This is a genomic window from Roseibium sp., assembly GCF_965216085.1.
In the GTDB taxonomy this organism is placed as follows: domain Bacteria; phylum Pseudomonadota; class Alphaproteobacteria; order Rhizobiales; family Stappiaceae; genus Roseibium.
Window position 1 is genome coordinate 5696696 of the sequence record NZ_OZ244138.1, and the last position, 26132, is coordinate 5722827.

At 55.6% G+C, this 26132-nt stretch carries 22 protein-coding genes; 13 read left to right on the forward strand and 9 right to left on the reverse strand.

Annotation, left to right across the window (positions count from 1 at the left end; all coding sequences use genetic code 11):
• Positions 1-3: 3 nt before the first annotated feature.
• Complete coding sequence (locus tag ACOOFE_RS26520) at positions 4-1095, forward strand: ornithine cyclodeaminase (protein ID WP_420412791.1); 1092 nt, start codon at positions 4-6, stop codon at positions 1093-1095.
• An 89-nt stretch (positions 1096-1184) separates the two neighbouring features.
• Here the strand turns inward: ACOOFE_RS26520 and ACOOFE_RS26525 are convergent, their stop codons facing one another.
• Together ACOOFE_RS26525 and pyrF are read right to left on the reverse strand one after the other, a co-directional pair.
• Entirely contained in the window at positions 1185-2018 is an 834-nt protein-coding gene (locus ACOOFE_RS26525; protein ID WP_420412792.1) for a substrate-binding periplasmic protein, read from the reverse strand.
• Positions 2019-2111: 93 nt separating this feature from the next.
• Entirely contained in the window at positions 2112-2837 is a 726-nt protein-coding gene (pyrF, locus tag ACOOFE_RS26530; protein WP_420412793.1) for an orotidine-5'-phosphate decarboxylase, read from the reverse strand.
• Positions 2838-3074: 237 nt separating this feature from the next.
• On the opposite strand from pyrF, the gene hisB reads away from it, so the two are divergent.
• From hisB to coaA, 8 genes are read left to right on the forward strand one after another with little or no spacing between them, the layout of a single operon-like run.
• Positions 3075-3668, forward strand: a complete 594-nt coding sequence (gene hisB / locus ACOOFE_RS26535) for an imidazoleglycerol-phosphate dehydratase HisB (protein WP_420412794.1) — start codon at positions 3075-3077, stop codon at positions 3666-3668.
• A gap of 29 nt (positions 3669-3697) precedes the next feature.
• Positions 3698-4201, forward strand: coding sequence for a DUF2628 domain-containing protein (locus ACOOFE_RS26540; RefSeq protein WP_420412795.1), 504 nt, complete (start codon positions 3698-3700; stop codon positions 4199-4201).
• Positions 4198-4851, forward strand: coding sequence for an imidazole glycerol phosphate synthase subunit HisH (gene hisH, locus ACOOFE_RS26545; protein ID WP_420412796.1), 654 nt, complete (start codon positions 4198-4200; stop codon positions 4849-4851). Before ACOOFE_RS26540 ends, hisH begins: the two co-directional genes overlap by 4 nt.
• A 17-nt stretch (positions 4852-4868) precedes the next feature.
• Entirely contained in the window at positions 4869-5156 is a 288-nt protein-coding gene (locus ACOOFE_RS26550; RefSeq protein WP_141184224.1) for a DUF1330 domain-containing protein, read from the forward strand.
• A 6-nt stretch (positions 5157-5162) separates the two neighbouring features.
• Complete coding sequence (hisA, locus tag ACOOFE_RS26555) at positions 5163-5906, forward strand: 1-(5-phosphoribosyl)-5-[(5-phosphoribosylamino)methylideneamino]imidazole-4-carboxamide isomerase (protein ID WP_420412797.1); 744 nt, start codon at positions 5163-5165, stop codon at positions 5904-5906.
• Entirely contained in the window at positions 5903-6682 is a 780-nt protein-coding gene (hisF, locus tag ACOOFE_RS26560) for an imidazole glycerol phosphate synthase subunit HisF (protein WP_420412798.1), read from the forward strand. Before hisA ends, hisF begins: the two co-directional genes overlap by 4 nt.
• 35 nt (positions 6683-6717) lie before the next feature.
• Complete coding sequence (locus ACOOFE_RS26565) at positions 6718-7041, forward strand: phosphoribosyl-ATP diphosphatase (protein WP_420412799.1); 324 nt, start codon at positions 6718-6720, stop codon at positions 7039-7041.
• A 50-nt stretch (positions 7042-7091) separates the two neighbouring features.
• A complete protein-coding gene (coaA, locus tag ACOOFE_RS26570; protein ID WP_141184228.1) occupies positions 7092-8057 on the forward strand; it encodes a type I pantothenate kinase in 966 nt (321 codons plus the stop codon).
• A gap of 80 nt (positions 8058-8137) precedes the next feature.
• On the opposite strand, the gene ACOOFE_RS26575 is transcribed toward coaA, so the two are convergent.
• The 5 genes from ACOOFE_RS26575 to ACOOFE_RS26595 form a co-directional block, all read right to left on the reverse strand.
• Positions 8138-9736: a methyl-accepting chemotaxis protein gene (locus ACOOFE_RS26575; protein WP_420412800.1), complete on the reverse strand. Its 1599-nt coding sequence runs from the start codon at positions 9734-9736 to the stop codon at positions 8138-8140.
• Positions 9737-10145: 409 nt separating this feature from the next.
• The gene (locus ACOOFE_RS26580; RefSeq protein WP_420412801.1) at positions 10146-11834 is read right to left on the reverse strand and encodes a methyl-accepting chemotaxis protein; all 1689 of its coding nucleotides are present in this window, start codon (positions 11832-11834) and stop codon (positions 10146-10148) included.
• A gap of 161 nt (positions 11835-11995) precedes the next feature.
• Entirely contained in the window at positions 11996-13810 is a 1815-nt protein-coding gene (locus ACOOFE_RS26585; protein WP_420412802.1) for a hypothetical protein, read from the reverse strand.
• 113 nt (positions 13811-13923) lie between these two features.
• A complete protein-coding gene (locus tag ACOOFE_RS26590) occupies positions 13924-14481 on the reverse strand; it encodes an ActR/PrrA/RegA family redox response regulator transcription factor (RefSeq protein ID WP_141184231.1) in 558 nt (185 codons plus the stop codon).
• A 78-nt stretch (positions 14482-14559) separates the two neighbouring features.
• Positions 14560-15906, reverse strand: coding sequence for an ActS/PrrB/RegB family redox-sensitive histidine kinase (locus ACOOFE_RS26595; RefSeq protein WP_420412803.1), 1347 nt, complete (start codon positions 15904-15906; stop codon positions 14560-14562).
• Positions 15907-16089: 183 nt separating this feature from the next.
• Between ACOOFE_RS26595 and secB the strand changes: the two genes are divergently transcribed.
• Positions 16090-16593 (forward strand): protein-export chaperone SecB, encoded by a 504-nt coding sequence (gene secB, locus ACOOFE_RS26600; RefSeq protein WP_141184233.1) that lies wholly within the window; start codon positions 16090-16092, stop codon positions 16591-16593.
• 166 nt (positions 16594-16759) lie between these two features.
• Here the strand turns inward: secB and ACOOFE_RS26605 are convergent, their stop codons facing one another.
• Complete coding sequence (locus ACOOFE_RS26605) at positions 16760-19042, reverse strand: NADP-dependent malic enzyme (RefSeq protein WP_420412804.1); 2283 nt, start codon at positions 19040-19042, stop codon at positions 16760-16762.
• Positions 19043-19277: 235 nt separating this feature from the next.
• Here ACOOFE_RS26605 and mutS point away from each other — a divergent pair, with 235 nt between their 5' ends.
• Both mutS and ACOOFE_RS26615 read left to right on the forward strand, forming a co-directional pair.
• Positions 19278-21998: a DNA mismatch repair protein MutS gene (gene mutS, locus ACOOFE_RS26610; protein ID WP_420412805.1), complete on the forward strand. Its 2721-nt coding sequence runs from the start codon at positions 19278-19280 to the stop codon at positions 21996-21998.
• A 718-nt stretch (positions 21999-22716) separates the two neighbouring features.
• A complete protein-coding gene (locus ACOOFE_RS26615) occupies positions 22717-23250 on the forward strand; it encodes a hypothetical protein (protein ID WP_420412806.1) in 534 nt (177 codons plus the stop codon).
• Positions 23251-23427: 177 nt separating this feature from the next.
• Here ACOOFE_RS26615 and ACOOFE_RS26620 read toward each other — a convergent pair whose 3' ends face one another.
• A complete protein-coding gene (locus tag ACOOFE_RS26620) occupies positions 23428-24699 on the reverse strand; it encodes a hypothetical protein (RefSeq protein ID WP_420412807.1) in 1272 nt (423 codons plus the stop codon).
• 249 nt (positions 24700-24948) lie between these two features.
• On the opposite strand from ACOOFE_RS26620, the gene ACOOFE_RS26625 reads away from it, so the two are divergent.
• Entirely contained in the window at positions 24949-26121 is a 1173-nt protein-coding gene (locus ACOOFE_RS26625) for an MFS transporter (protein WP_420412808.1), read from the forward strand.
• Positions 26122-26132: the final 11 nt, after the last annotated feature.

Below are 26132 nucleotides of genomic sequence, written 5' to 3' on the forward strand. Positions count from 1 at the left end.
ACCATGGCTGAGATCCGTCACAACCCGAACCCGTCCGACTTGGCTTTTGTGCCCTTTGTCAGTGTCGACCACATGATGGCCAATGTCCGCGCCATCGGTCCGGAAACCTTCATGCGCGGTATCGCGGATTACATCGAACAGGATTTCCGCCGCTGGGAGAGTTTCGACAAGAAGCCGCGCATTCCGGCGCATGCACCGCAGGGTGTGATCGAGTTGATGCCGGCCAGTGATGATGAGTATTTCGGTTTTAAATATGTGAATGGGCATCCGGCTAACACCCGCACCGGTATGCAGACTGTCACCGGGTTTGGCGTCTTGTCTGAAATGTCGACCGGGTATCCTGTTCTATTTACAGAAATGACTATTCTGACTGCCCTGCGGACAGCAGCGAATTCGGCGTTGGCGGCCAAGTATTTGGCACCGAAAGGATCAAAGACCATGGCCATCATCGGCAATGGCGCCCAATCTGATTTCCAGTGCCTGGCGTTCAAAGACATGCTCGGCATTACCGAAATCCGCGCCTATGACATCGAACCGGCTGCAAGCCTACGCCTTGCACGCAACCTGGCAAACTCCGGGTTGAACGTCACCATCTGCAAAACACCGGAAGACGCCATTGAAGGTGCAGAGATCATCACAACAGTGACTGCCGATAAACGGTACGCCACGATCCTGACCGACAACATGGTCGGCTCTGGCGTCCACATCAACGCGATCGGCGGCGATTGTCCGGGCAAGACGGAACTTCATAAAGATATCTTGTTGCGATCGGATATTTTCGTTGAACTGACCGAACAAACCCGCGAAGAGGGGGAGCTTCAACAGCTCGATCCGGACCATCCGGTGACCGAGCTGTGGCAAGTCTACGCCAGCAAGGCCGAAGGCCGGACATCGGACAATCAGATCACCCTATTCGACAGCGTTGGGTTTGCGATCGAAGATTTCGCGGCCTTGCGCTATGTGCATGATCTTTTGCCGAGCATGGGCCATTACGAAAAACTCGATCTGCTGGCCGACCCGGATGATCCGCGCGATCTTTTTGGCATGGTGCTGCGGTCCGGCGCGACCAATGGTGATCAAGCCGCTGCGGGCTGACTTGCAAGAAATCAGCCACCGCTTCTGCGGTGGCTTTTTTGTGATCTAAAGGCCCAGGGATTTAACGGCACTTCAACCAAAGTCGAAATTCAATTCAACTGCGCAGCACCTTTGCCGTCGTAAACGCCGTTCGCCAGATCCTTCTGCATGGCATCGAAGCGGCCGCTTTCTTTCAGCTTCCTAAATCCGGCATTGAATTTCTCGACAAAATACTCTGCCTTATCGCATTGTTTCGATACGATCAGGTGTAGGGTCGATTTTTCGAATTCCTTGGGATGATAAGTGATTGAAGCGGCTTCGTCTGGCGACAATGAAGCCCGAATTTGGGCCAGTCCGACAGTCAAGTCATTTGGAAAGACATCTATTCGGTTCGCAGCCAGTTTCCTGAAATTCGTTTCATCGTCCGCTACCCATTCGACATTGAGCTCATAGTTCTCGATACGGTTCATGAAATCGGTGCCGTAATCGTATTCCAGCGTTGTCCCAACCACGAGACCATAGAGATCGTCGAAGGTTTGCCAACTGAACGGCCTATCCTTGCGATGAAAAAACACAAAAGATGTTTCGCTGATCGCATCTCCCAGAAGAAAACTCTCCAACGTTTCTTGTGCAGGCCACCACGTAGCTGACGCATGCCAGTTCTGACAGGTTTTAGCGACTTGATATGAGCGTTTCCAGGGAAAGAAGCCCCACTCAACATCAATTCCTTCCAGCTTGAAAGCTTCGGCAACGATGTGGGAGTTTACGCCGAACTGATAGCTGTGTTTCGACATGAAAGGCTGCCACTCACCGTTGGTTATCCGGATCGTTTCGGCCGCGCTGGCATCGCTTGCAAGAAACGATGAAGTTCCTGCCAAAAACACAACTGCGGAAGTATACAGAGCAAAGCGGTTAGCTGCCTGCCGGACAATCATGGTGCGCATAGTGATCCCCGAAAACGGGTCGACGCTCAATCATGACCGGTCAGCACGGTCATGACAACATGGCAGCTTTACATCTGACATTTTCCCCTACGTTCAAACGGCGCTTTCGATTTCCTGAACGACGGCTTCCGCAGCTGCTTTCGGATCATCGGCCTGCGTAATTGGACGGCCAATGACCAGATAATCACTGCCGGCCTTGATCGCATCAGAAGGCGTCATCACCCTGCGCTGATCACCGGCGACGCTGCCTTCCGGACGGATCCCTGGTGTGACAATCACCAGGTCATCCCCGAGGATCTTGCGCATGTTTTTCGATTCCGTAGGTGCGCAGACGATGCCGCCCATGCCCGCAAGCTTGGCATCCTTTGCTCTGTCTTCGACGACACTTGCAATCGGGCCCTTGTAGCCCGCGGCAACCAGATCGGCCTCATCCATGGAGGTCAGGACGGTCACTCCAAGGATACACAGATCTGGATTGCCTTCTTCGGCTAGGCCCTTCAGGGCGGCGCGCATGGTTTTTGGATAGGCATGAACGGTCATGAAGGTCATGCCCATCTTGGCAACATTGCGCACCGCTTTGGTAATGGTGTTGTCGATGTCGTGCAGTTTCACGTCCAGAAAAATTTTATGGCCGCTTTCGGCAAGCTCTCGTGCGAACTCCAGCCCGCCTGCAAATTGAAGCTCCATACCGATCTTGTAAACACCGACTGTGCCTTCGGTTTTCTTGACCAAATCTTCCGCTTCGCGGACGGTTGGAACATCCACCGGCAACATCAGACGGTCGAGGGCAGATTTCGGGGCAAAGCGGCTGGTCGGCATGTCTATCTCCTGGCTACGGAATTGCCCGTTCCTATCACCAAGTCCCAGGCGGAACTACCGAATAAACGGAACGCCCCCGTGAGCTGTCTTCACGGATAGGCTGCTCGATATCCGATCAAAAGCTGGTCAGTCAAAGGAATATCGCGGCGTCGAAGCTTGGCTATTTTCTTAAAAGGTTCAGCCTGCTACAACAGCGCCGCCGGTCAGCTTTGACGGCTCAAGAGGAGACTGCCTTTCATGCGCACAGCGAGCGTATCGCGCGATACCAAGGAAACCAAAATTTCGGTCGATATCAATCTGGACGGAACGGGCGCTTATGACGTTCAAACCGGCGTCGGATTTTTCGATCATATGCTGGAGCAACTTGCGCGACATTCGCTGATCGATATCAAGGTGCGCGCAGATGGGGACACCCATATCGATTTTCATCATACGGTGGAAGATACCGGTATTGCCCTCGGACAGGCCTTGTCGCAGGCGCTGGGCGGCATGGCCGGGATCACCCGTTATGCCGACACGCACCTTGCCATGGACGAAGCTCTGACCCGCTGCGCGCTGGATGTGTCTGGTCGGGCGTTTCTGGTCTGGGACGTGACCTTTGACCGGGACAAGGTCGGCGACTTTGATACCGAACTGTTTCAGGAGTTTTTCCAGGCATTCGCCATGAATGCCGGGATCACTCTTCATATCGCCAATCTATATGGGTCTAATTGCCACCATATTGCCGAAACCTGCTTCAAGGCGGTTGCCCGGTCCCTGCGCAAAGCGGTCGAGATCGACCCGCGTCAGGCTGACCGCGTGCCGACGACCAAAGGCCAACTGGGCGGCTAACGCCCGTATTCCAAGGAACGGACCGGCCCATGACCAGCTATGTTGTGATGGCTCCGCCCGAATTTGAAACCCTGGGCGGCGATCCGGAAATCACCGGTGACCTGCAATTCGTGCCGGACAGGTTTTCGGCGCTTGCCTTCCTGTTCTCAATTCCCTGGATGCTGGTCCATCGTATGTGGCTGGTGTTGCTTGGTTATCTTGCCATCACACTGGTTATTGAAGCCACGGCCCTGTCGCTGGGCGGACCAGCTGCCGGCATCGCAGCCCTTGCAATCGCTTTCCTGTTTGGCTTTGAAGCCCAGACGCTGCGCTGCTGGTCCTTGCAGCGCAAGGGCTGGCACATGCTGGGCGTTGCCGAAGGTGTGGCCAAAGAAGAAGCCGAACTCCGCTTTTTCCGCAATCGTGCGGACTATGAACAAAATCCCTTCAAGAGTGACCGGCAGAGCTCCCGGCCCGCCGCTGAACCGATTGTCCCAAGGATCGGCAGCGAGCAGGTCGTCGGCCTGACCCTTGGTCCGGAGACCCGTCAATGACAATTGCGATCATCGATTACGGCTCGGGCAATCTGCGCTCGGCCGAAAAGGCATTCGAGCGCGCGGCCCGCGCTCATGCCCATGTTCCCGATGTGATCGTCACCGCAGATCCCGAGCGTGTTTTGAAAGCCGACCGGATTGTCCTGCCCGGCGTCGGCGCCTTTGCCGACTGCAAGCGCGGCCTTTGGGCCGTTGACGGCATGCCCGAAGCCCTGGAAGAGGTGGTTCACAAACAGGGCAAACCGTTTTTTGGTATCTGCGTCGGCATGCAGCTGATGGCCAGCCGCGGCCTGGAATTTGAAACCGTGGAAGGTTTTGATTGGGTCAGCGGTGATGTCACTGAAATGAAGCCTGCCGATCCGACCTTAAAAATCCCGCACATGGGCTGGAACACCATTGACGTGCGCCCGGAAAGCCATGCTGTGTTCAAGGGAATTGAAACAGGGCCGAACGGTTTGCACGCCTATTTTGTGCACTCTTACCACTTTTCCTGCGCCAATGACGCGGACAGGCTGGCGACCTTCGACTACGCCGGCACCTTCACCGCGATGGTGGCCAAGGACAATATGATCGGAACACAGTTCCACCCGGAAAAAAGCCAGCGGCTTGGCCTAGAGCTGATCGCCAATTTTCTGGACTGGACGCCATAACAAAAGGGGAGAACACCATGGCAAAGGGTTATTGGGTCGCACGGGTCGATGTTCGCGACGCAGATCGCTATCCGGATTATGTGGCAACAGCAAAACCGGCCTTTGAGCGCTTTGGGGCGAATTTCCTAGCGCGCGGCGGAAATGCCAACACGATCGAGGGGCCTGGACGCGCGCGGAACGTTATAATCGAATTTCCAAGCTTCCAAGATGCCGTCGATTGTTATAACTCACCGGAATACCAAGAGGCGGTCAAAATCCGCCAATCATGTGCCGATGGCGAAATCGTCATCGTGGAAGGAATTTAAGACAAAATGATCCTGTTTCCCGCCATCGATCTGAAAGACGGCCAATGCGTGCGTTTGAAACTCGGCGACATGGACCAGGCAACTGTGTTCAACGACGATCCAGGCGCCCAGGCCAAGGCTTTTGAAGATCAGGGTTTTGAGTGGCTGCATGTGGTTGACCTCAATGGCGCCTTTGCCGGAGAAAGCGTCAATGGCGCTGCGGTCGATGCCATTTTAAAGTCGACGAAAAACCCGGTTCAACTCGGCGGCGGGATCCGGACGCTGGACCATATCGAAGCATGGCTGGACAAGGGCATCAGCCGAGTAATCCTCGGCACCGTTGCGGTCCGGGATCCAGACCTGGTCAAAGAGGCTTGCAAAAAATTTCCGGGCAAGGTTGCTGTCGGGATCGATGCCAAGGGTGGCTATGTCGCCGTTGAAGGCTGGGCGGAAACGTCTGAGCTAACGGCTGTCAGCTTGGCGAAGCAGTTCGAGGATGCAGGCGTTTCGGCGATCATCTATACGGACATCGACCGGGACGGCATCTTGAAAGGCCTCAACATCCCGTCGACTTTGGAACTTGCACAAGCCGTCTCCATTCCGGTGATCGCTTCCGGCGGTCTGGCTTCCATCGACGATATCCATCAGCTGTTGGAACCCGAGTGCGCTATTCTGGAAGGCGCAATTTCCGGCCGCGCGCTTTATGATGGCCGCCTCGACCCAACAGTAGCGATGGACCTGATCCGCACCAGCCGGAGCAAAGCCTCATGACCCTCAAAGCCCGTGTCATACCCTGCCTCGATGTCAAAGACGGCCGAGTCGTCAAGGGCGTCAATTTTGTTGACTTGGTCGATGCCGGTGATCCGGTGGAAGCGGCCAAAGCCTATGATGCGGCTGGAGCCGATGAGCTCTGCTTTCTGGATATCACGGCCAGCCATGAGGGCCGGGACACGATCTACGACGTTGTGCGGCGGACCGCTGAGGCGTGTTTCATGCCGGTCACCGTTGGTGGCGGCGTGCGCACGGTGGAAGACATCCGCAAACTCCTGATTGCAGGAGCCGACAAGGTGTCGATCAACACCGCCGCGGTCAATAATCCGGAATTCGTCAAAGAAGCGGCAGAAAAATTCGGCGCACAATGCATCGTCGTTTCCATTGATGCCAAACAGGTCAACGACCCCGGCGAACCGGAAAAATTCGAAATCTTCACCCATGGCGGGCGGAACGCGACCGGTATTGACGCGATTGAATTTGCCAAGAAGGTCGTTGCGCTCGGCGCCGGGGAACTTCTGGTAACCTCCATGGACCGCGACGGAACCAAATCCGGCTACAATCTGGCGCTGACACGGGCGATTGCCGATGCTGTGCCAGTTCCGGTGATTGCTTCGGGCGGTGTCGGCAATCTGGACCATATGGTGGAGGGGATCCGGGACGGCCATGCAACAGCTGTTCTGGCCGCGTCGATCTTCCACTTCGGCGAATACACCATTCACGAAACCAAACAGCATATGACGGACGCAGGCATTGCCATGCGGATGGACGGCTGAATGCCGTATAAAAGTTTCCGCAAGGACATAGACCAATGACGAAGTTCACACTGGAAGACCTCGACGCCATTATTGCTGCACGTGCGAAGAGCGCGGACGAGATGTCCTATACGCGCAAGCTCGTCGGCAAGGGCGTTGCCAAATGCGCTCAGAAACTGGGAGAAGAAGCAGTGGAGGCGGCGATTGCCGCCGTCAAGGAAGACCGGAAGGAACTGACCTCGGAAGCCGCAGATCTGCTTTACCATTTGCTGGTAGTTCTGAATGTCTTAAATGTTCCGCTCGATGATGTCATGGCAGAGCTTGCAGGGCGCACGGGACAAACCGGTCTTGAGGAAAAGGCATCCCGCCAACAGGAGTGATTCCTGATAGGCTATTGCCAACCGGCCGCTGCAGCAGGGACAAAGTCACCATGGATCAAAAAGTCGCCACTGCGCTGGACATGGATTTATCTCCCTACCGGGTGTTCACAGAACGCCAGTGGTCACGCTTGCGGGCGGACACGCCCATGACATTGACCGAACAGGAAGTTGCCCAGCTTCAGGGTCTCAACGCCCCGGTGTCCATGGAACAGGTGGAGGCGATTTATTTGCCGCTGTCCCGCCTTCTGGCTTTTTATGCAGAAGCCACTGTTGGACTCCATCAGGCAACTCAGGACTTTCTTGGAACACGGGACGGCAAGACGCCGTTCATCATCGGAGTTGCAGGATCTGTTTCAGTCGGAAAATCGACCACCAGCCGCGTTCTGCGCGAACTTCTGGCCCGGTGGCCGGCCAGCCCGAAAGTCGATTTGATCACAACGGACGGTTTCCTGTTTCCCAATGCGATCTTGGAATCCGAAGGCCTAATGTCCAAAAAGGGCTTTCCGGAAAGCTTCGACCGGCCGCGGCTCCTGAAATTCCTGTCCGACATCAAGGCTGGCAAACGCAATGTCCGCGCGCCGGTCTATTCGCACTTTTATTATGATGTCATGCCGGGCCACACGGTCACCGTCGACAAGCCAGACATTTTGATCGTTGAGGGTTTGAACGTATTGCAAACACGCGAATTGCCGAGGGATGGCCGGGCGGTGCCGTTTGTGTCCGACTTCTTCGACTTTTCTGTCTACATGGACGCCGACGAAGAGCTGCTGCGGCAATGGTATGTCGACCGCTTCATGCGCCTCAGAGAAACCGCCTTCCGCGACCCCGGCTCTTACTTCCATAAGTATTCCCGCATCACCGATGAAGAAGCGGTGGAGACCGCCAATAAAATCTGGGCTGAGATCAACTTGCTGAATCTTAGGGAAAATATTCTGCCGACCCGCCCGAGAGCGGATTTGATCCTGACAAAAAACGCCAGCCACCGCATTTCCAAGGTGGCGCTGCGAAAAGTTTAGAACCGGCAAATCAGCTCACAAAAAAAGCCCGCGAAGCAAAAAACTCCGCGGGCTTCTTGTTAGATAGTCCGTGTTTCAGATCATGCCGCTGAGCGTTTGCGGACTTCACTCAAGAACGTTGCGACCTGATCGCGCAGCATGCCGGCGTTCTGCTCCAGCTGTTGGGCCGACGCTTCAACATTGCCGGCCGTGTCTTTGGTGTTTTCCGCAGCTGAGGCCACCGATTCAATGCTGGTTGTCACTTCAACGGTACTGCGTGAGGCTTCCGTCGCATTCGTCGCAATCTCCTGGGTCGCAACACCCTGCTCTTCAACAGATGATGCAATGGAGGACGCAATCTCGTTCATGTTGTTGATAATCTCCGTGACAGACGAAATCGCACTGGCCGCATGGCTTGTCTCGTCCTGGATTGCCGTGATCTGGCTGGAGATCTCTTCCGTTGCCTTGGAGGTCTGGTTGGCCAATTCCTTCACTTCGGCCGCAACAACCGCAAACCCTTTGCCGGCCTCGCCGGCACGGGCGGCCTCAATGGTAGCATTCAAGGCCAGCAAGTTGGTCTGCTCAGCAATGGCTTGAATGAGCGTGACAACCTCGCCAATCCGTCCGGCCGATTCAGACAGGCCATCCATACGCTGGTTGGTCGCTTCCGCTTCATCTGCGGCCTTAGCAGCGATTTGGCTTGATGACTGCACCTGACGGCTGATTTCGCTGACTGACGCCGACAATTCTTCCGCCGCTGCGGCCACCGTCTCTACATTATGGGAAGCCTGGGAAGAAGCGTTGGAAACAAATCCGCTTTGTTCGGTTGTCTGAGCTGCAACACCGGTCATGTCCGCTGACGCCGACTGGAGGTTCTGGACTGAGCTGTCGATTGTGCTCATCATTTCCATGATTTGCTGATCAAACTCACCGCTGAGCTGCTGGATTTCTGCACCTTTACGCGCCGCATCTTCCTGGCTGGCATTTTGTTGTTGTTCAAGGTTACGGCGCTCAGTCTCGTTCTGGACGAAGATTTCCATCGCCGCGGCCATTTGGCCAATCTCGTCACCCCGATTAGCCCCTTCGATCACAATATCAACTTCACCATCGGCTAGGCGGTTCATATTGTCAGTCAACTGAGTGAGTGGGCGGACGGTCGCCCGAACGACGATAAGCGCAATGGCAACCGCAATGATTGTACCAATTGCCGCCAAAGCAATAATGACAGTTGCCGAACTCCAATAGGCAGCATCCAGGTCATCAACGTAAACACCCGTTCCAACCATCCAGTTCCAAGGTTTAAAACCCGCTGCCCAACCGTATTTGTCGATCGCGACGTCGCTATTCGCACGTGGCCAGGAGTACAACATCACTCCACCGCCGCTCTTTGCCCGTTTGATAAGCTCTGCAACAAGAAGGACACCCGCCTTGTCTTTAAAGCCGATCATGTTGGTTCCGTTCAGAGCGGTTTTTGGATGAACGAGGTTCGTGCCATCGAAGTCATAAACAAAGACATAGTTATTGCCTTCAAACCGAATAGCCCCGATTGCCGATTTAGCCGCCGCTTGCGCCTCTTCGCGGGTCATGTCTCCGGACGTTTCCAAATCATGAAAATGGCTTGCAATCGCAACAGCCCCATCAGAGATTTCCTCAATCTTCTTCAGGCGCTCTGCAAACATAGCTGAATAAAGACTGTTCAAGCTGATCGCACAAATCGCAAACGTGAAGAGCAAAATCGTAGCAATTGGAAGACTTATCTTCCAATTAATTGGCCAGCGCGCAAAAGACATAACGAGCGTTTCCTATTTATCATATCTTCCCTTAAGGAAACCCGTTATCGTTGACTAAATAATTAATTCGCCCGCCAAATTATCAATATTATCTTTATCTTGTGTAATATTACCTATGTAGTTTTGACATTTATCCCTGCCTTATATGTAAAAACAATCATAGGATGTTTTGTAATTATCTATGGTTGCTGTAATTTAGGCGACTATGACATCATTCTTATTGAATTGATGCGTATCGTCCGCCTTTAAATCGGAAAAACCCGCGAAGCCATGCTTCGCAGGTTTTGTCAGTGCCGGTTTTGTCGAAAGCTGAGGTGCGTTAAGCAGCCGAACGCTTGCGCACTTCGTTCAAGAACGTTGCCACTTGATCACGCAGCATGCCGGCGTTCTGCTCCAGCTGCTGGGCTGACGCTTCCACGTTACCGGCCGTGTCCTTGGTGTTTTCCGCAGCAGAGGCCACCGATTCAATGCTGGTTGTCACTTCAACCGTGCTGCGCGAGGCTTCCGTCGCATTCGTCGCAATCTCCTGGGTCGCAACACCCTGCTCTTCAACAGACGAGGCAATGGAGGACGCAATCTCGTTCATGTTGTTGATGATCTCGGTCACCGAGGAAATCGCGCTGGCCGCATGGCCGGTCTCGTCCTGGATCGCCGTGATCTGGCTGGAGATCTCCTCCGTTGCCTTGGAGGTCTGAGTCGCCAGTTCCTTCACTTCCGACGCAACAACCGCAAAGCCCTTGCCCGCTTCACCCGCACGCGCCGCCTCAATGGTGGCGTTCAGAGCCAGCAAGTTAGTCTGCTCAGCAATGGCTTGAATGAGCGTGACAACCTCGCCAATCCGGCCCGCAGCTTCAGACAGGCCATTCATGCGCTGATTGGTCGCCTGGGCCTCATTGGCAGCTTTCGCTGCAATCTCACTGGAGGCCTGCACTTGGCGGCGGATTTCATTGACAGACGCCGACAGTTCTTCTGCTGCAGCCGCCACTGTCTCCACGTTGTGAGCTGCCTGGGAAGAAGCGTTGGAGACAAAGCCGCTTTGCTCGGTGGTCTGGGCGGCAACTCCGGTCATATCGGCAGACGCAGACTGCAGATTTTGAACGGAACTGTCGATGATGCCCATCATCTCCATGATCTGCTGATCGAACTCTCCGCTCAGGCTCTGGATTTCCGCGCCTTTGCGGGCTGCGTCTTCCTGGCTGGCGTTCTGCTGAACTTCCAAGTCCCGGCGTTCGGCTTCGTTCCGAACGAAAACCTCCATTGCGGACGCCATCTGGCCGATTTCATCGCCCCGGCCGGCGCCTTCAACCTCAATATCAGTTTCACCATCCGCCAGGCGGTTCATGTTAACGGTCAGCTGGGTAAGCGGGCGAACCGTTGCACGCACTGCAAAAACTGCGATGGAGATCGCAATCAACGCACCAAAAACAGCCAGCGCAATGATAACCGTCGCAGCATTCCAATAAGCCGCATCAAGATCGTCCATGTATACGCCCGTGCCGACCCACCAATTCCAAGGAGAGAAATCTGCGCCCCATCCATATTTTGCGACCGGAATATCGCTGTTTGCGCGCGGCCAATAATACAGGATGGAACCGCCACCTGCCTTAGCCTTTTTCATCATCTCTTTGACAATATGAATACCGGTCTTGTCCTTAACACCGGTCATATTTTTTCCAACAAGGGAGGCTTTCGGGTGAACCAAGTTGACGCCGTCATAGTCATAGGCAAACACATAATTGTCGCCTTCAAAACGAATCGCCCCGATGGCCGCCTTTGCAGCTGACTGGGCGTCTTCCCGGTTCATGGCGCCTGATTTTTCCTGCTGATGATAATAAGCCGCAATCGCAACTGCACCATTCGATATGTCTTCAATCTTGCTGATGCGCTCTTCGAACATAGCCGAGTAAAGGCTGTTGAGGCTAACCGTACAAATCGCAATCGTGAACAGCAAAATAGTGGCAATTGGAAGACTGATCTTCCATGTGATGGGCCAGCGGGCAAAGGACATGGCAAGTGATTCCCTACGTTGAACTGAATATTCACTAATTCAGAACAACTGACCAAACCCTTAAATTTTTCCGCCAGATAATGGTAAAAATACCAATGTAATCAAAAATTTATGCCAGCATTTTTCTGAGAATTAAATTGCCTCTACGGCAGATTTGGATATTACCGGCGCGCACAGAATACATCCCGCAAACCAGGCCGGGACCAAGTCGCATTCTGGATTTGACCTTTGAGCACATGTCCTTGCGATTCGAAGTAAAATGTATTTGCACTTCCCTGGCGCTGCAGGGTAACGGCGCCATACCCCATTTCGGCAACTGTGGCCGTCCGGCCATCGGGTGAAAACACGACATTCAGGTCAATACCGGCGGTACACAGATAGTCAGCAACATTGGCCCGGCCGGCCTGCTGCGGATAGATTTGCTGGTTTGCACCGCCAATACTTCCTGGAGGAACAGGGCCTGAAGGAAACTGGCCACCCGCTGGCCCTGAAAGACCATTGGGGTTGGCGAACCCACTTGGAGCGCCTTTCAGAACAACTTCCCGGTAGGGTGTCCGGCTGACATAGATCCCCCGGCATTGACCCGAGGCGCCCCGGACTGTCCAAGCGTGGGACATGTAGGTTTGCTGTTCCAGGATCTGGCCGGGCTCAAGGCGGGCATAACGCCGTTCGCCGCCGCGGTAGTCCACCCAATTGATATCGACTGCTTCCTGACTTGCATTCCTGAAGACGATTTCGCCCGGCCGTTCTGCCTCGACTGAGCGGACCCGCCCAAGCTCTGTGCATGCAAGATCCGATCCCGGATCTTGGCCCGGCGGCAGTCCATTGTCGGACACAATCTGTTGGGCAAGCGCACAGGTCGCCACAAACAGGCGCACTGGCGTTGCACTGCCTTTCAACGAAACAGTGTACGCAGGCATACTCTCGACAGTGATCGACAATTCCGATTGCTGGATTAATGCCTGCCAAAGCGGATCGGTCATCTCCAATGTGATTTCCGGCAAGGAAACACCCGCCTCGTTGTTACTCGAGGACCCGAATGCATTGTATGTGGCCGAGAAATCACCTGCTGTGATGAACACAGTTTGTGGCATGCCTTCTGTCAGACCAGCCGGGGCCTGCTGGAAAGTCACCGCCGCATAGCCAGACTGCGTGCCACATTGCGCCCGGAAGTCCCGGTCATCCGTTTGTGGCACCGTGTGCTGTAACAAAGAGAGAGCGCCTGGCTGGCTACCGGGCTCGGCAATCCAAGTGCGAGCATCGGATGCCGGAATCAACACCGGCTGAGAATTGGCCTGCCCAGGAGATCCAGTCTGATCAAGCCGGTTCTGGACAGCCGTTTCCAGACTGCCTGGCAAAGCCGCCGTATCGGTTTGGCCGCTTGGAACGGAAATTGGTGTGTCAACTTGTTCTAATGGTTCCAATCCACCAGGTTGCGCGTCAACCGGGTCGAGACCAGAAGAGACGGTACCCTGATCTTGGCTATCAGACTGCCCAGACGGAACCGCAGTGGCGGCTGGCGTCGACGTGACCGGTTGATCCGGCGCACTCGTCGACGGCCCAGCAGCAACACCGGACCCTGTGCCCACCACCCGCGCAACAGCGCCGGGCTTTTCATTGCTCGTGACATCAACGAGAAGAGTGCTGCCACTGCAAATATCTGCATCGCGGTGCAAGACACGGCTGTTTTCCAGCGTGATTTCAAGCTTGATTTCACATGGCGGCAGCGAATTACTGCTTCCCATGGTGTCGATGACAACACCTTTGTCGTCCCGATTGATAATCGGCCGGTACTTTTTGTTGAGCGTCACGGACCGGATTCCCGGCTCGGCCGGTTCAACATTGATCCGAAGTGTTTCAGGCGCCGATTGCGCCAACGCCGCAGTCGCAGCACCAATTGCCGCTAACCCGGTGAGAGCGAGAACACTGGACCGGAAGTACAAGGACATATCAAAACGGACAGCCAAACGCCGCATGAGCGATCTCCGTTGGAGCGCGATGGATGATCAAGTGCCGTTACTTAGTCAAAGTGGCGCCGAAAGGGCAAGCCTGCGTTCTTCTGCCAAGGCAACTTGGATCGAAGTCTTGCTTAGCGGGGCGCACGTTTTGCCAGAATACGCTGCAAGGTCCGCCGATGCATGTTTAAGCGGCGTGCCGTTTCAGAAACATTGCGGTCACACAGCTCATACACCCGCTGAATATGTTCCCAGCGCACCCGGTCGGCCGACATGGGATTCTCCGGCGGTTCGGCTTTTTCCTCCGGCTTGCGGGCGAGTGCGGCAACAATATCATCAGGATCGGCGGGCTTTGCCAAATAGTCGATAGCGCCCATTTTAACCGCTGTAACCGCAGTTGCGATGTTGCCATAACCCGTCAAGATTATTGCTCGCGAGTCCGGTCTGCGAGCTCGGATTTGCTGAATTACATCCAGGCCATTGCCATCTTCCAGCCGCATATCGACGATCGCAAACGCCGGTACTTTCTGGCTGATCTTGACCACTGCGTCCTGCAAGCCGTCGGCCGTTTCAGTAATAAATCCGCGTTTTTCCATAGCCCGTGCCAGGCGCTGCTGAAAAGGCTTGTCATCGTCGACAATAAGGAGACTCTTGTCCTCTATAGTATCAAGCGAAGCAGTCGGATCTGTCATATTGCGCAACCGTTTTTTCTTTTACGCTAGTTTGTACCGGGTCGGATGACTCCATGCCCTAACACGTACAGCTGAACTCTATTTTGTGTGGTTATGGTCCGAAATCGCCATTTCGTCTACTGCCGGATGATTTTCATAGGTCTCGCGCGGCCAACTGATGCGAATATGAGCTCCGCTGTGGGCCGGTGTGCGGTTTTCCAACTGCACCCGCGCGCCGGTGCGTTCCAGAAGTGTTTTGGCAATGAAAATGCCGAGCCCAAGGCCTCCACCGGTACTGCCACTGCCCGATTTTCCGCTCCGGACTGAGACATAAGGGTCGCCGATTTTTCCCAGAACTTCCTGAGCGAATCCAGGACCATCATCCTCGATCGTGATGTTGAGCATCTTATCATCCCAATCAGCCGATACCGTAACACTGGATCTAGCGAAATCGATAGCATTTTCAAGCAAGTTGCCAAGACCATAGCGGATGGCGGCATTCCGGGTTCCGATCGGCTCTTGGCCCTTGCCGTCCAGAACCGTATGAATAAGCAGGCCTGTTCCGCGGTGAGGGTCGATCACTTCTTCCAGAAGTTGGGACACAGGCATGCTTTGATAAGTTTTATCCTCATCACTCGACAGACTCGTGAGCCTTTTCAGGATTGTGCGGCACCGTTCGGCCTGCGAGCGGATCAGTTCAACGTCCTCGCCGCGCGGGTCCTTGTCCTCAAATTCATCGGAGAGTTCCTTGGCGACCAAATAGATCGTTGCAAGCGGTGTTCCAAGTTCATGAGCTGCGGCTGTCGCCAATCCATCCAGCGCATTGAGATGCTGTTCGCGTGCCAGAACCAACTCCGTTGCGGCCAGCGCATCGGCCATCTGCCGGGCTTCATTTGCAACCCGGAAGGCATAAATCGCCATAAAACCAAGGGTCAGAACCAAGGCCACCCAGATGCCAACCGAGTAGACCACCGGCAATCGGAAGTCTTCACCAACAAGCCAGGGAAGGGGTAAATGATAGACCGCCAAAATGCTTGCGCAAATTGTCGCCAGCGCGCCAAGCAGTATGGTGTGGCGGGCTGAAAGACCGGCGGCAGATACCATCACCGGAGCCATCAACAAAAACGCAAACGGATTGCCCAGACCGCCGGTCAGATACAAGAGGCCACTCATTTGCAGAATATCGTAGCCCAGCTGAAAGAGCGCCCCGCGTTCCGATAGTCTGGTGACTGCCGGAGCCCGAATCTTCAAGAAAATATTAAGCCAGGCAGACAACGCGACCAGTGCAAAGGCAGGACCGGCAGGCAACGGATAACCAAGCCCAACGTGCACCACCAGCAAGGCGATGCTCTGTCCGCCGATGGCAAGCCAGCGAAGACGGACCAGGGTATCGAGTTTCAAGCGCCGGTGCGGCAAAATGATAGTAGAAGCGGGATCGTCAGCCATATGTCCCTTTTGATACGGTTTTTCAGGGCTTGCAAGCCGCAGGAAACCGAGCAGCCCTTGTATCCGGCCCTACGAAATGGTAGCCAGCCGTCAACAGCGGTTGTGGGCAGACGCGGACCTGCAGCCTAGCGGGCCTCAAGGCCCTCACCTTTGAACAGCACCGCGCAACGGAATTAAGACACGATGACCGACACCAATGACGGCGGCGCAGCCCCGCAGGCGGAAGGCGCCGATGCTGCACCGGGCATGAACATCCTTGGCCAGTACATCAAGGATCTTTCGTTTGAAAACCCGAATGCACCGCGCTCCCTGATCCAGGGCGACCAGCCGAAACTCGACATTAACGTGAATGTCGGCGCTCAGCAGGTCGGCGACGATCAATTCGAAGTTTCGCTGACATTGTCAGCCAAAGCTGAACGCCCGGATATGGTATTGTTCAACGTCGAACTGGTCTATGCAGGCCTCTTCAAGATCACCGGCGTTCCAGAAGACCATATGCATCCGTTCGTTATGATCGAATGCCCGCGCATGATCTTCCCGTTTGCACGCAACATCATGTCGGAAGCAACGCGCAATGGTGGTTTCCCGCCGCTGATGCTCGACCCGATCGACTTCGCCCAGCTGTACCGCCAGAACATGGAACAGCAAGCAGCGGCGCAAGGCGCTGGCGAGCAGAAGCCGAACTAAATTTTTTGCGATAGCAAAAACAAAGAACCCGCACCGGCTTAGCCAGTGCGGGTTTTTTATGTTCATTTGGCTGGCGCAGTCCCGAACCTGATCCGGGATTAAAAAGCAACACCCGCAAATCCCGGCAAGAGGCCGGGAAAGCTGAGAACCTTCGGCGGCTATTTCTTCACGTCACATTGAACGCCGCAATTGCGGCCATGTTGACGATGTCGCTGTCCTTGGCGCCAAGCGGCACGATCTGAATGGATTTGTCGAAGCCGACCAGAAGTGGCCCAATGACTGTGGCACCGCCCAACTCCTGCAACATCTTCGTTGAAATCGACGCAGAGTGGAACGCTGGCATCACCAGGACGTTGGCCGGTCCGGTCAGCCGGCAGAATGGGTAAGCCGCCATACGGTCTGTGTCGAGAGCCACATCGGCAGCCATTTCACCGTCATATTCGAAATCAACCCGGCGCCGGTCGAGGATTTTCACTGCCTCAATCACCTTTTCCGAGCGCTCGCCCCTCGGGTGGCCAAAGGTGGAATAGGCAAGCATGGCGACGCGCGGCTCATAACCGAGCTTGCGGGCAACATGGGCTGCTTCTTCAGCGATATCCGCCAGCTCTTCCGAATTCGGCATATCGATCACCGCCGTATCGGCAACCAGAACGGTGCGCCCACGAGCCAACGCCAGAGAGACGCCAATCACACGGTGGCCCGGTTTCGGATCGATGGTCGCCCGGACCGTATCAAGCGCCACCGAATAATTCCGGGTGAGGCCAGTCACCATGGCGTCGGCATCGCCACGCGCCACCATGATCGCACCCCAGAAATTCCGGTCGTTGTTGACCATGCGCTGACAGTCTCGCAGCAAGTAACCGCGCCGCTGCAGGCGGCCATAGAGATACTGGGCATAATCGGAGTTTCGGTCCGAGATCCGGGCATTCTGGATGGTTATTCCCGGCCGGTTGATATCAACACCTGCCTGATCGGCCATGGATTGGATTTCGTCTTCGCGGCCAATGAGAATGGCTTCGCCCAGCCCCTGACTGACGAAACTTGCTGCAGCCCGGATGGTCGGCTCTTCTTCACCTTCTGCAAACACAACACGCTTCGGCTGTTGACGGACTTTGGTAAAGATCCGCTGCAGGGTGCCTGCAACCGGATCCCGGCGCGCTGAAAGCTGGTGTTTGTAAGCTTCCATGTCGACGATTGGACGCTGGGCAACACCAGAATCCATTGCTGCCTGAGCAACCGCAGGTGGGATCGCGTGAATGAGGCGCGGATCGAACGGGACCGGGATAATGTATTGCGGGCCGAATTTCGGCCGGTTGCCGCGGTAAGCCGCCGCGACTTCATCGGGCACTTCTTCGCGGGCAAGCTCGGCCAAAGCTGTCGCACAAGCGACTTTCATATCATCGTTGATGGTTGTTGCCTGAACATCCAGCGCACCGCGGAAGATGTACGGAAATCCAAGGACGTTGTTGACCTGGTTCGGATAGTCCGATCGTCCAGTGGCAACAATGGCATCGTCCCGCACTTCTGCAGCTTCTTCCGGTGTTATTTCCGGATCCGGATTTGCCATGGCAAAAATGATGGGATTCGGTGCCATCACCCGCAGCATATCCGGCGTCAGCGCTCCTTTGACGGACACGCCGAAGAAAACATCTGCCCCCTTCATGGCGTCATAAAGCGAGCGCGCCTTGGTTTCGACGGCATGCGCCGACTTCCATTGGTTCATGCCCTCTTCACGGCCTTTGTAAATCACGCCTTTGGTGTCGCACAGCGTGACATTCTCATTCGGAACACCCATTGCCTTGATAAGTTCGATACAGGCAATCCCGGCCGCGCCAGCGCCATTACAGACAACCTTGGTATCTTTCATGTCCCGGCCAGTCAGATGCAGGGCGTTGATAAGACCTGCCGCCGCGATGATGGCCGTGCCATGCTGATCATCATGGAACACTGGGATGTCCATCAACTCGCGCAGACGCTGCTCAATGATGAAACAATCCGGCGCCTTGATATCTTCCAGATTGATGCCACCGAAGGACGGGCCCATGTAGCGAACCGAATTGATGAATTCATCAACGTCCTGGGTATCCAGTTCCAGGTCGATGGAATCCACGTCTGCGAACCGCTTGAACAGAACTGACTTGCCTTCCATCACAGGTTTGGAGGCGAGCGCACCAAGGTTTCCGAGGCCCAGAATGGCTGACCCGTTGGAAATCACCGCGACCAGGTTGCCCTTGGTGGTGTAGTCGTAGGCCCGGCTTGGGTCGTCCGCGATTGCCAGCACCGGCACCGCCACGCCAGGTGAATAGGCCAGCGACAAATCGCGCTGGGTCGCCATTGGTTTGGTCGGAGTGATTTCCAGCTTTCCGGGCCGTCCTTGCTGGTGAAATTGCAAGGCTTCCTGATCGGTAAAACTGACGTTTGTCTTTGATGACGGTTTATCGGCGGACATGTTGCGGGCGTTTCCTTATTTTTTGGCGCGTCTGACGGCGGGGTATGACCTTATCTCCGGAAAATTGAAGCCTCAACCCAGGGGATCTAATCCCTTATGCGGATCAAGGCCGGCAGACGGGTGAGCGGATCCCATCGGTCTCTATTCACAACAAACTCTTCCTCCGGCGCGGCATTGAGCCAGTAAGACCGATCTGGCGCTTTCACTTGGGTGCGGCTTGTTCTAGGTATCGGGAATGACCCAGACGAATGCGCAAAAACCGGCTCCGGCAGACACCAAAGTCACGCCGATGATGGCTCAATTCATCGAAATCAAAACCGCCAACCCGGATAGTCTTTTATTCTATCGGATGGGTGATTTTTATGAGCTTTTTTTTGAAGATGCTGAAGTCGCAAGCCGGGCATTGGGCATCACACTGACCAAACGCGGCAAGCACAAGGGCGAAGACATTCCCATGTGCGGCGTTCCCGTCCATGCCGCTGACGACTATCTGCAAAAGCTTATCGCGCTGGGCCACCGTGTTTCCGTTTGCGAACAGACTGAAGATCCGGCGGAAGCGAAAAAGCGCGGCTCAAAGTCGGTCGTCCGCCGTGATGTAGTCAGGCTGGTCACACCCGGTACGCTCACCGAAGAGCGGCTTTTGGATGCGGGCACCAACAACTATCTGATGGCGCTCACCCGGCTGAAAGGCGGATCTCTGGCGGGCGATGCGGTCTATGGATTGGCTTGGATCGACATGTCGACTGGCTCGTTTCAAGTGTCTGAGACAGACCACCAGCGTCTTGCAGCCGATCTCGCCCAGGTCAGCCCCAAAGAACTGATCCTGGCCGACAATCTCTTGCAGGAACAAGAGCTGCGCCAGCAAGCCGAACTTTCCGGCGGAGCACTCTCACCGGTGCCGCGTGCTTTTTTTGACAGTTCGACGGCGGCCGACCGGCTGGCGCATTATTTCGGCGTCAAAACCCTCGACGGGTTTGGCACGTTCAGCCGCGCAGAGCTCTCTGCCGCGGCCGGGATCTTGTCCTACATCGAAAAAACCCAGCTGGGCGAACGCCCGCCGCTGGACCCGCCAGTGCGAGAGGCGGGCGCCGGACGCATGCTGATCGATCCGGCCACCCGCGCCAATCTGGAACTTGCGCGCACGCTGTCCGGCGAAAAACAGGGCTCGCTGCTATCCACCATCGACCGGACCGTGACCGGTGGCGGCTCGCGGCTGCTTGCCAGCCGGCTCGCCGGACCGCTTGTTAATGTAGACGCCATTCAGCGACGGCACGACGCAGTGGCGTTTTTCCTTGAAAACGAAATCATGCGCGAGGGCCTGCGCCAGACCCTAAAAGGCGCGCCGGATATGGCCCGCGCGCTGTCCCGTATTGCTTTGAACCGGGGTGGGCCGCGCGACATACTGTCGATTGCACAAGGATTGGCGGCCGCGCGGGCGGTTCTCGACCAAACCGGCGCAACGCCCTCCGAAATCCCTGCGGAAATAGCTGCTGCCCGGGCGAGCCTGGATCAGGCCCCGCACGATCTCGGCGCGGAACTTGTGGCCGCGATCAAGGAAGAACCACCGCTTTTAAAACGTGACGGCAATTTTATCGCCACCGGCTACAACGCGGATCTCGATGAATTACGCGCGCTGCGCGATGAAAGCCGCAAGGTCATTGCCAAACTGCAGGCTGATTACTCCGAAGAACTCGGTCTCCGGTCGCTGAAGATCAAGCACAACAATGTGCTCGGCTGGTTCATCGAAGCCCCGACCGCACAAACCGAAAAGCTGACAGCAGATCCCTCCCGCTTTATCCATCGGCAGACCATGGCAGGCGCCATGCGCTTTACCACGACGGAACTGGCGGATCTGGAATCGAAGATCGCCAGCGCCGGCGAACGGTCGCTTGCCATCGAACTGGAGATCTTCGACCGCCTGTCACAGGCGATCATCGATGCCGGCGATGCCATCAAGTCCGCGGCCCAGGGCCTGAGCATTCTGGATGTTTCTGGCGCCTTGGCCAAATTGGCACAGGACGAAAATTATTCCCGGCCACAGGTCGATGACAGCCGCGCCTTTGACATCAAGGGCGCCCGGCATCCCGTCGTTGAACTGGCGCTCAAAAAAGCGGGCGGGGAGAGTTTTGTCGCCAATGACGCCAATCTCGGGCCCGAGGCAGATGAAGACATCGGCCACATCTGGCTAATCACCGGTCCGAACATGGCTGGTAAATCGACCTTTCTGCGCCAGAACGCTCTGATTGCTGTTCTCGCTCAGATGGGGTCGTTTGTTCCGGCGGTCTCGGCGCAGATTGGTGTTGTTGACCGGCTCTTCTCTCGGGTCGGGGCGGCGGACGATCTGGCACGCGGGCGCTCGACCTTCATGGTCGAGATGGTCGAAACTGCGGCGATCCTCAATCAGGCCGGTGACCGCTCACTGGTGATCCTCGATGAAATTGGCCGCGGCACGGCGACCTTTGACGGGCTCTCCATTGCCTGGGCGACCATCGAGCATCTGCATGAGGTCAACAAGTCCCGTGCTCTCTTTGCCACGCACTATCACGAATTGACCGCGCTTTCCGGCAAACTGGAACGGCTGTCGAACGCCACGGTGTCTGTGAAAGAGTGGAACGGCGAGGTGATCTTCCTGCACGAAATCGTGCCTGGAGCCGCCGACCGGTCCTACGGTATTCAGGTCGCCAAGCTGGCCGGTCTTCCCGCAACAGTGGTTGAACGCTCCAAGCAGGTGCTCTCCCAGTTGGAAGAACAGGACCGCAATGCGCCGTCGCAAAATCTGATCGACGAACTGCCACTCTTTGCAACCCTTGCCCCTCCGCCCAGCGCGGCAGCAGCCGGCCAAGAGACCGACCCAGTCCACGAAGCCCTCGGCGGCTTCGACCCTGACGACATGACGCCGCGCGAGGCTCTGGAAGCGCTTTACAAGCTGAAGGGTTTGCAGGTCAGCGAGGGGTAGGGTCGTAACCAATCAACGCAGCCAGGAACAAACGGACTAAGCCATTCATCGGATATTTCAGGGCTCCAATAGCCAAAAGGTCTTCCGATGTCATTGCCGGACTTGAACTAAGCAATATCGACGTTGCCAAACACCGGTCTCTCATCTTGTCATTCCTGCGAAGGCAGGAACCCAGTAATTTCTTGAAGATGTTATTCCAACGGCTTACGACACGGAGTACTGGGTCCCAGCCTGCGCTGGGACGACAAATGTGAAGAACAATCCGCGCTGATGGGGCTCGACAATCTAGGCCAGTCTCAGGTGCCAATCGGATTCAATTCATCCTCCGTCGTCATCCCATGGCTTGACCATGGGATCCACGCCGTTCCGTTAACATGCGATCAGCCGTGCTTGTGGCACAGTCTCAGTATGGATCCTACCCGTTCGAGCCGGGCACAGGTTCCTCAAGTGCGGGATGATGCGGTGGGATAGTACTTTAAAGTCCGGACATGACGGTAGAAGGGGTGGCAGAGCCTACCCTTTACATTTACGTCTCCGGTAGATTTTAGAAAGAGAAATCAACCAAAGCGATTGCGATGTGTTTTCAAGACAAGCACCGGACAGGACCATGACGAAATACAGCGAAGCTGACGACTGCATCTGGATGGTAGAGGGGCATGCGTGCAGTGAAAACTCACGCGGCTGGCGGCCTGCAGAGTTCTTCGAGAACAACGATAAGATGCCGGAAGACATCCTGAAATCAATGGGCCAGAGTTCTGTCGGATGGCCTCTGCCTCAAGATCGTTTTCCTACGGACAATTATCCCCGTCCGGGAAATTATCCGGCAGCAGATGAACAACCGGTCCCACAGATCTTCTCCAATGATTTCACCTTCCTTTCAGAAGAAAGCGCAGAAGCCGTGAGCCAGTTCGACCTCGGAGAGGGCGCGCTCTATCCCACACGTCTTTGGCGCTCCGACCGGGTCACGCCTATGCCTGGGAAATTTTTCTACCTGAATGTTGCGAGCAAGAAGGATACGTTCTTACCTGAGCAATCGCGCGGCATAAAAAAACTGGCTTCTGGGAAATTGCAAGTTCCGCGATTAGCTAAGAACCTCAATTTGCTTTTTTCAAAAGAAGCACTTGTGGGCCCTGATCTTTGGTTTCAGCCAATGTTGATGACAAACTTCTTCATCAGCAATCGGCTCAAACAGGCGCTGGATGCCCGCAAGCTATCCAAAGACTGGATGCTCACCCGGTGTTCGGTTGGCTGATCTTTTCTCCGATGTCATCCCGGCCATTGAGCCGGGATCTACTCGCTTTTCCGCCTGCTGCAATGTTGGAAATTCCCGCGTTGAGACTCTGCAAACGCGTGGATCCCGGATCTCCTTTCAGTCGTCCGGGAAGACAATCGTGACACGACCCCAACCTACGAATGACTTTACCGTCCCCTATCCCGCCTGTACCGCTTGAATAATCTCCGCCAAAGCCTCGTCGTGGATCGGGGTGCCATCTTCGCCCAGCGCGTCGAGCAGGGTCCAGTCGCCGTTGCCGGAGACTGCCAGGCACAGGGTTGCGGCAGGCAGACCGTCCCAATGATAAAAATAAAGATCTCCAGCCAGAATATCCGGCAGAAAGCGGGCAATGTTGTTGCGCATCCGCCGGTTTTCGTCTTCCAGCGCAGTACCTGTCAGTAGCGGGGACAGTTGGGAAGCTGCCGGAATAGGCGGCGGTGGAAACTCCCGGCTGCGTGTCGCGATGGTCGTCCAATGTGTCGACCACCAATTCAAGCTTTGCGGAACTTTCGCGTCCCTTAGTGCTTTCAAAGCTGCCGGACGTTCAGATGAGGTCAGGTTTCTGAGGCCAGAGTGTACCGTGTGCAGGATGCGGGCGAAGGAAAGACCCTTACCCAAAAGCGCACGCATTTCGACCTTTTCCGGCCAATCTGTCTCACTAAGTATCGCCTCGGTGACCTCCTCCTTTAACCGAACAAGGTCTTTAAGCTCCAAAGATCCGTTTTTGCTGTTGAGCGCGGATTTGATGGCCCGCCGTTCCAAAACACCGGATCCAGGCGGTATCTGCTCCAGGAGGGCCAGTACGGGTGCTTCGGGACACCGGCCGAGATACCGGCGCAGAACGGTTTCCCGGGTTGTCTCATCCAGAAAATTCGCAAATTGCTGACGTTGCTGATGACGGATCCGGCCAGCAGCACAAAACAATTCCAGCATCAAGGAAAGTGTGCCGAGGCGGCCAAGTGCCGTTTGCTGATGCACCTTGCGCCATAGTCCCGGTGCGCGGCGGAAAAGGTCCATCAGCAGCCATTGCTGGTTGCCAAATGGGGCCGCCAGCCGGACCAGGATCCGTGGCAAGGTCGCGATGAATTCTTGAAGCGCCGTATCTGCGCCCGGTCCTGCGGCTATACCGGTGCCCAGTGTTTTTGGGTGATGGGCAAGAACACTTCTCAGCCCGGCCGTGCGGCCATAATCTGGCGCATCAAACACCGGCCAATCCGGCAGGAAATCCTCTGGATCCCGATGCTGGCGCTGGATCTTGCAGCCAAAGGGCTGATCCCAATAGCAATAGACGACCGCATTCTCACCCGACCGCTCAGCCAGGCCTTCGTTGGTCCAGTCATAACTTGCATAGGTCGGCGGTAAAGCCCGTTCCGGTTTTTCGTCCAGCGCAAGCTGGTGCTGATCCGCCAAGCTCTCCTTTAGTGCCATGTCGCTCTCTTCAGCGCTTATTCGATCAGGTAAACCCTGATCAAGCTGAGCTCCTACGGCAACGCTGCGGACGGATTCGTTTCCCGATATGCACAAGGCACCCCGGCGGTCGGCAAAAATTGCCGGGTGCAGCTATATGGGAAGGTTGCCTCTGGGAGAAATGCAATTCGCGGTGATGACAGGTCATTTGGATTGCGCTAGGCTTCGGAGCTCATCTTGGATTGCCTGACCATCTTTAGAAGGCGTTTCGTGTTCAAATTCAAACCTTTACCGCGTCAGGCCGCGCTGATCTTTGCGCTGCTTTTGACAAACAGCATTTGCGTCTCTTCGCTCATTCCAATGATGGGGTTTTTCATTGTTGAAGGGCTTGGGCAGGCGCCGTGGCAAATCGGGCTTTATACTGGGTTGGTACTGCCCTTAACTCTGCTCGCCAATCGCTGGTGCGGTGAGCGCCTTGATCACGGCGTTGCGATCAGAAAACTGCTTTCGATCTCTGTCTGCGCTTTTTTGGCCCTGACTGCGGTCCTGATACAGACGGCCAGCTTTTACGTTCTACTCGCCATCGCCCCTTTGATGAGCCTTGCCAACATGGGCTCTGGAACCATTTTCACATTCGGCCGGCTTTATGCTGAAAAGCACGGTCTGGATATTGGCAAACTTAATTCGTGGCTGCGTATGGCGGTTTCGCTCGCTTGGATGATCGGCCCAGCCGCCGCCTTCAGCCTGTCTGCCACTTTCGGGTTTTCTACCGCCTTCGCAGTCTCATTTGTTCTTGGTGTCTGTTACCTCATTCTCTGGCATGTTGTTGTTCCCAAAGAATTCCGGGCACCACCGCGGCCGAAAAAAGACACCCAGACTGACCCGATGAATTGGGGTCTGTTGATCGCCGCCACTATCTGCCTTGGTTTTGTGATCACCAATTCCCTGTTCGTATCGGCGATGCCGCTGTATTTCGTTCAGGAAACCGGACTGCCGGGTTCAACACCGGGTTTCGCCTTGTCGGTCAAGTGCCTGGTTGAAGTGTTCGTAATTTTCGGCTCCGTTCGATTGGCAGAACGAGTTGGGGTTCGTCCGGTGTTGTTTCTCGCCGCAGGTCTGGCCGTCATCAGCATGATCTTATTCTCCCATGCCACCACCTTGTGGCAGGTGCTCTCAATCGCCGTTTTGGAAGGAACCTATTATGGCCTGTTCGCGGGACTTTCGATCACCTTTGTGCAGAGCTTTGCGCCGGACCGGCCTGGCCGGGCAACGGCCGTCTACATGAACAGCTTGTTTTTTGGTGGGTTTATCGGCAGCGTTTCGATGGGTTTCATCGCAAGCGCCACCAATTTCAAAGTGGTCTTATATGTTGCCGCTGCCGCATCGCTTGTTTCCATGATCGTTCTTCTGGCAACAGCGCGGGTTCAGCCGAAAACTATCTAAGAGCGGGCCTG

Excerpts from the sequence above, each read along its gene's own strand:
- secB (WP_141184233.1), top strand. The coding sequence starts at position 16,090 with ATGACCGACACCAATGACGGCGGCGCAGCCCCGCAGGCGGAAGGCGCC.
- ACOOFE_RS26520 (WP_420412791.1), top strand. The coding sequence starts at position 4 with ATGGCTGAGATCCGTCACAACCCGAACCCGTCCGACTTGGCTTTTGTG.
- ACOOFE_RS26590 (WP_141184231.1), bottom strand. The coding sequence starts at position 14,481 with ATGACAGATCCGACTGCTTCGCTTGATACTATAGAGGACAAGAGTCTC.
- coaA (WP_141184228.1), top strand. The coding sequence starts at position 7,092 with ATGGATCAAAAAGTCGCCACTGCGCTGGACATGGATTTATCTCCCTAC.
- ACOOFE_RS26565 (WP_420412799.1), top strand. The coding sequence starts at position 6,718 with ATGACGAAGTTCACACTGGAAGACCTCGACGCCATTATTGCTGCACGT.
- ACOOFE_RS26605 (WP_420412804.1), bottom strand. The coding sequence starts at position 19,042 with ATGTCCGCCGATAAACCGTCATCAAAGACAAACGTCAGTTTTACCGAT.
- mutS (WP_420412805.1), top strand. The coding sequence starts at position 19,278 with ATGACCCAGACGAATGCGCAAAAACCGGCTCCGGCAGACACCAAAGTC.
- ACOOFE_RS26550 (WP_141184224.1), top strand. The coding sequence starts at position 4,869 with ATGGCAAAGGGTTATTGGGTCGCACGGGTCGATGTTCGCGACGCAGAT.
- ACOOFE_RS26525 (WP_420412792.1), bottom strand. The coding sequence starts at position 2,018 with ATGCGCACCATGATTGTCCGGCAGGCAGCTAACCGCTTTGCTCTGTAT.
- hisB (WP_420412794.1), top strand. The coding sequence starts at position 3,075 with ATGCGCACAGCGAGCGTATCGCGCGATACCAAGGAAACCAAAATTTCG.
- hisA (WP_420412797.1), top strand. The coding sequence starts at position 5,163 with ATGATCCTGTTTCCCGCCATCGATCTGAAAGACGGCCAATGCGTGCGT.
- ACOOFE_RS26580 (WP_420412801.1), bottom strand. The coding sequence starts at position 11,834 with ATGTCCTTTGCCCGCTGGCCCATCACATGGAAGATCAGTCTTCCAATT.
- hisF (WP_420412798.1), top strand. The coding sequence starts at position 5,903 with ATGACCCTCAAAGCCCGTGTCATACCCTGCCTCGATGTCAAAGACGGC.
- ACOOFE_RS26620 (WP_420412807.1), bottom strand. The coding sequence starts at position 24,699 with ATGGCACTAAAGGAGAGCTTGGCGGATCAGCACCAGCTTGCGCTGGAC.
- ACOOFE_RS26615 (WP_420412806.1), top strand. The coding sequence starts at position 22,717 with ATGCCGGAAGACATCCTGAAATCAATGGGCCAGAGTTCTGTCGGATGG.
- pyrF (WP_420412793.1), bottom strand. The coding sequence starts at position 2,837 with ATGCCGACCAGCCGCTTTGCCCCGAAATCTGCCCTCGACCGTCTGATG.
- ACOOFE_RS26595 (WP_420412803.1), bottom strand. The coding sequence starts at position 15,906 with ATGGCTGACGATCCCGCTTCTACTATCATTTTGCCGCACCGGCGCTTG.
- ACOOFE_RS26585 (WP_420412802.1), bottom strand. The coding sequence starts at position 13,810 with ATGCGGCGTTTGGCTGTCCGTTTTGATATGTCCTTGTACTTCCGGTCC.
- ACOOFE_RS26540 (WP_420412795.1), top strand. The coding sequence starts at position 3,698 with ATGACCAGCTATGTTGTGATGGCTCCGCCCGAATTTGAAACCCTGGGC.
- hisH (WP_420412796.1), top strand. The coding sequence starts at position 4,198 with ATGACAATTGCGATCATCGATTACGGCTCGGGCAATCTGCGCTCGGCC.